This is a genomic window from Tenacibaculum xiamenense (genome assembly GCF_964513065.1).
GTDB lineage: Bacteria > Bacteroidota > Bacteroidia > Flavobacteriales > Flavobacteriaceae > Polaribacter > Polaribacter xiamenense.
In genome coordinates, this window is sequence record NZ_CAZEQU010000031.1 from 1 (window position 1) to 4,215 (window position 4,215).

Genomic DNA, 4,215 nt, shown 5'->3' on the forward strand with positions numbered 1-4,215 from the left:
AAACTCTAACTTGTAATGCCCATTATCACTCAATAACTTGACATCTAAATACTTTAATAATTCAGGTAAGTTTAAATCAAATTGTTGAGAAACTCCAGCTATTGCCGGTCCAACTAACATTGCTCGCTCCAAATGATTTACACGAACATAATTCGTAGATGTGCTCAAAATCTCAGCCTCCGCTACTTTACTGTAACTAGCCAATCCTTTTTTGTACAAAACTCCTTGTTTGGTCTCAAAAACCGTTTGAGACTCGTGACCCTTGTAAATCTTATACGTAAGATTCACCTGATATTCACTGTTCTTCTTTGATAAGGCTACATACTCTCGCATTATCTCTTGAGCATCCTGCGAATACCCTATGGAAAAAACAAACAGTAACAACCATAATATTGACTTCTTTTTCATAACATTATTGCTTTTTTGCATTACTCGATCTTGTCTCTTGAATCGTATAAACCCCACGTTCTGTCTCTTTCTTTACGCGTATTAATCCTCCTTCACTATCATACTCATAATACGTAGCAAAATTATTCTCATCCAACTCAGCCATAAGTTTCTTAGTATCATCATCATAAACGAAACTCTTCATACTTCCATTAAATGGGTAAATACGAATGTCATCAAAATAACTCGTTATATCTGACGAAGTATTCTTAAGCTCTACTACTAAATTATTTACTGCTGTAACATCTGAATGACTAAAACTCTTAATTGTAAAAACGCCCTCGATACGTTGCCAGCCATCTATAATATGACCCGTAGGGTAATAATCCCCAATATGCTCCGGTGTCAGCAAACTCCCTGATACTAAACCTATTGTATACAATTGAATATAGGAATTGCGATAACTAGAACTCTTTATATGAGTCAAACTCTTCTCCTTAACCCAACCACTAATCATATACTTCTTCTCATAAATAGGTCGAAATGAACCTGACTTTGTGCTCTCTACTGCAGACAATGGAACTGGGGTAACAGGTCCCTGAGATATATTAACTGTTATTGGTTCTCGCTCTAATGTTAATCCAGTAACTACACTATTGGTAGCTGTAAAATGATATACCCCAGCATCTAATTCTTTAACATTATTCAATACCAAATCTTTACTCGTTGCTCCCAATATAGCAACACCATCCTTATACCATTGGTAACTATTATTTGTACTTGTTAGCTTAGAAGTGCTTAAGGTTATGCTACCATCCAAAGGAACTGTCTTTGTCTCCACCAAATCTACTTTTGCTTGAGGACTATAAGGAGCTGTAATAGGCATTCCCGCACTCAAAATACGTTCAATATCATGAAAAGCTAACTTATTATTTGCACAACTAGCCCATGCAAAATTACGTGCGTTTGTTATTGCACTGGGAAGATCACTAACACGATTATTGCTAAACATTAATACATTTAAACCTCTTATCCCCCCTATTTCGTTAGGTAAAACTTCTATTATATTGTTCTCAATGTTAATAGATGTTAAGTTTTCCAAGTTTGTTATCATCTCAACTGGTAGTACTTTAATCATATTACCACTGGCACCTATAGATACTAAACTCTTCCAATTTGGATGAGAAAATATGCTTGGAAATGTACTAAAGCTATTATCAAAAATTGTAATTGCTTCCATTTTTGTTAAGCTTGTCATGCTCTGTGGAAGAGTATTTAACAAGTTTTTCCCAAGACCTAAGGATTTTAAATTCGCCAATTGACCTATTTCTGTCGGAAGGCTGGTTATTTTATTTTTATACAGGTATAAACTGTATAAATTCTCCAAACCTCCAATTCCGCTAGGAATTGTCTCTAATTGATTTTCATCTAAAAGTATTTGCTTTAAACCCTTTAATTGACCTATTTCTGTTGGTATTGATCTAATTTTATTCTTGCTAAGCCATAAATGATAAATTTTTGACAACTTCCCAATAGATGGAGGTATAACTCCATCAAGATTATTGTTCTGCAAAAGGAGTCTATCAACATGCCCATCTCTCAAAAGGACTCCATACCATTCTGAAATTGGTTTACTAAGTGACCAAGCTTTATTATTTGCTATTGTATTATTCCACTGTGGGCCATTGGTTGATTGATATAAATCCCATAAGGCTTGCTTTTCCTCTTCTAGAGTGCTTGTGCTTGCTGTTGCTGTAGAAAAAGATCGTGTTTGTAAAGTGCTCTTAGTTGATGCCAATGTCGTTATCGAAATCTTTTTTCGGTAAATATCGTCCTGACATTTAAGCTTTACATAAAAATCATAAGCCGTATTTGCGCTCAAGCCTGATATAAATAATACTGGACTCGAAATTGTTATCCTTTCTACAATTTCTTTAGAATTGGTTAACGAAAACCCTTTTAATCCATATATGATTTCAAACTCTCTGCTATTTGCAATACTAATCCAACTCAAAAAAGCCGAATCTTCTGAAATATCAGTTGCCTTCACTTCATATATTCGTTGACTATTACATGAAGAAGTTGTTAAATCTTGACTGTTTACAATGGATGTGCATAAAAATGCCAATACCCAAATAAATATTTTATTTCTTGTAATTATAGTAGTATACATCTAGTTATAGCTTATAATATTTATTGCCCTTCTATATGATCACATGAAGTCTCACTCACAACACTTTGTGAATAATCCAACGTCGTATTATCTGATTTATATAAAGTGAAAGTTCCTTTTACTGTAATATCCTGTAGAACATCTCCTGGTCCAGTTTTACAACCTCCTGTACACAATGAAAACTCAACATATGCCTTTCCTGAACTTCCCAAAGTAAAATTATAGTTATACTCCTTTTCTCCTGTGTTCTCCGAAATAGTGTATTTATCAAAAATTACAGCATTCGTCTCTGAATCAACTACACTTATTGTAGTTGAAACTAACTCTGCATATTCACCTAAAACAGTCTTCAAATTATATCTAATCGTTTGATTACTTGACCCTGTAATTAAGAACCTCTTTCCTACCCCTGTTCGCCCAAAACAAACCGCTCCATTAATTGGAGTGATGTTGTTAATAGTGGCGTCTGTTAAAGGTGGATTAACAGTCCCGTCTTCACAATCCTCAACTATATCTGGGTTGACATCATCTAACTTCTTTATTAAACTAACAGACTTACTAGGTTTTACTTCAATACTCTTTCTTCCTGTATGTGCCTCCTTATCAGTAACCATTGACGAGTTCTCTAAACTAAATGCATCTACAAAACTAAAGTGATTCACCGACCCTCTCTCTGCTAGAGATAATTGTAAGCTCGGATAATCCTCAAAACCATCATAACCTAATTCTTTGTATGCCGTATTTGATGCTACCGCAGTGGGTAAAGTATACTTATATCCATACTGAGCTGATGAACGTCTATTCAATGCATCCTTATTCTCTAATTCAACCCCCTGTGGAGCATATTGGGTTACTTCACTTGCAAAAGTCCATTTCGTTGGTGAATATTGATTGATTGCCTGACTATTGATCGCCCAGCCATTATTATAAGTATAAAAAGGCGTGAAACTTGTAAAGTATCCATCATCTCTTGTATTTGGCTCATAAGAATGATAACGACCTGTTAAATAAGCCCATGACTTCTTCGCCTTCCAATTACCTCTGATATTATGAACATAGGGATTGATATTATAATTATCATAAATCTCCAACAACTTGTCCTCATTCAATTCACCTAACTGCTCATTAGTATAAACCGTAGGGTCCATCACAAAGTACTTGTTGTTATTCTGATTCACTGGCTTCCAAAAATCACTATACTCAACGGCACTTGCATTGATTATCTTTGTTGTATTTGGACTCAAATTCTCGAACTTAGGCAATTCTGCCCTGTACGTATTGTTCTCATTTACTAAAGGATGTACCTTAGTAGTTATACTAGACATAGAAGCTGACTGTAAATTTCGATGACCTGAACGTGCTACTTTAAAACGTATCTCTGGAGTCCATACCCTATTAACTCCTTCTGCACAATCATTAACAATCTCTCCTTTTTGATTCATTAAAACAAACTTTGTAGAACCAGCAGATTCTATCTTCCTAACAACCCATAGCTTTCCTGACATACTATATGGTATTGGCTGCATACCATTATCTGACCTAAGCATAGTCATTCTTGAATTTAACTCATCTCCAACATGAAGATAACTAGAGAGCCTAGGATCGCTCAATGAAAAAGTATTTCCCGTTAAATCCTTTTTAAATACTCCAGAAAC

The 4,215-nt window shown here is 34.9% G+C and carries 3 protein-coding genes; all 3 read right to left on the minus strand.

The window, feature by feature from the left end:
- The coding region (locus ACKTTV_RS11155; RefSeq protein WP_408030917.1) for a hypothetical protein at positions 1-408 on the minus strand (408 nt) is incomplete at its 3' end.
- 4 nt (positions 409-412) lie between these two features.
- Positions 413-2,560, minus strand: a complete 2,148-nt coding sequence (locus ACKTTV_RS11160; protein WP_408030918.1) for a hypothetical protein — start codon at positions 2,558-2,560, stop codon at positions 413-415.
- A 20-nt stretch (positions 2,561-2,580) separates the two neighbouring features.
- Positions 2,581-4,215: hypothetical protein (locus tag ACKTTV_RS11165; RefSeq protein ID WP_408030919.1), on the minus strand; the 1,635-nt coding region annotated here is incomplete at its 5' end.